The sequence below is a fragment of the Streptomyces sp. NPDC051020 genome (genome assembly GCF_040683105.1).
Lineage (GTDB): Bacteria > Actinomycetota > Actinomycetes > Streptomycetales > Streptomycetaceae > Streptomyces.
On record NZ_JBFBCG010000231.1, the window covers coordinates 1 to 1,377 of the forward strand.

Sequence of the window (1,377 nt, forward strand, 5' to 3'; positions counted from 1 at the left end):
GGGAGCTGTCGATTAATAACTCCTTGATTTGTTGGGGTGGTTGGGGTCGTAGGATCCGAGTGTGACGGAGGGGACTGAGGCGGTATTGGCGGCACAGCTTTGTAAGTTGTTGCCGCATCTGGATGAGCGGCAACGACGCCTGGTGTTGGGGGCTGCGGCCGGCGTACTGGGGCGTGGCGGGATTCGTGTTGTCGCCCGTGCCGCTGGGGTCGCGGAGTCGACGGTCTCGCGTGGTGCGGGCGAGCTGGATCGTGGGCTGGAGCTGTCCGGGCGGGTCCGGGCCGCGGGTGCGGGGCGTAAGCGGCTGGTAGACGCCGATCCGGGACTGATCCCGGCGTTGCTGGCGCTGGTCGAGCCCGATCAGCGTGGTGATCCGGAGTCTCCGCTGCGCTGGACGGTCAAGTCCACCCGGAACCTGGCCGCCGAGCTGACCGGTCAGGGGCACCGGGTCGGCCATGACACCGTCGCCGCTCTGCTCAAGGCAGAAGGTTTCTCCCTGCAGGGCACCTCGCGCACCACCGAGGGTGCCCGCCATCCCGATCGCAACGCGCAGTTTCACTACATCAACGACCAGGTCAGTGAGTTCACTGCGGCCGGAGCGCCTGTCGTCAGCGTCGACACCAAGAAGAAGGAGGTGCTCGGCAACTATGCCGTCGCGGGCCGCGAGTGGCACCGGGCGGGGCAGCCGGTGCGGGTGCGGGCGCACGACTTTCCCGAGAAGGGTGCGCAGAAGGCGGTCCCGTACGGGATTTACGACCTGAACGCGGATGCCGGCTGGGTGTCGGTGGGCTGTGACGGGGACACCGCCGCGTTCGCGGTCACCACTCTGCGTCGCTGGTGGAACGGCGAAGGACGGCACCGCTATCCCGGCGCAAGGCGGTTGCTGATCACCGCCGATGCGGGCGGCTCCAACGGCTACCGAGTGCGGGCCTGGAAGAAGCACCTGGCCGACTTCGCCCGCGCGGCCAACCTAGAGGTGACGGTCTGTCATTTTCCGCCCGGGACTTCGAAATGGAACAAAATAGAACACCGGCTTTTCTCCCGGATCAGCACCAACTGGCGTGGCAGGCCGCTGACCAGCCACGAAGTCGTGGTCAACACCATCGGTGCCACCACAACGCGCACCGGGCTAAGCGTCCACGCCGAGTTCGACCCCGGTACCTACCCCACCGGTCTGACCGTGCCCGACGCGGTGATGGACTCCTTGCCGCTGACCGAGCACGAGTGGCACGGGAAGTGGAACTACACCCTGCGGCCCGAACCGCCCGCTGCGGTCGCAGCGCCGCGCAGTGAGGATCGGACCCAGCCGGAGGACCGGGCCCCGAGCTGGTTGCACCACCCGGTGATCTGCGGCATGGAGACACGCGAGTTCGCCAC

The 1,377-nt window shown here is 67.4% G+C and carries 1 protein-coding gene; it reads left to right on the forward strand.

Annotation, left to right across the window (positions count from 1 at the left end; all coding sequences use genetic code 11):
• Positions 1-85: 85 nt before the first annotated feature.
• The coding region (locus AB0N06_RS38885; RefSeq protein WP_366139374.1) for an ISAzo13 family transposase at positions 86-1,377 on the forward strand (1,292 nt) is incomplete at its 3' end.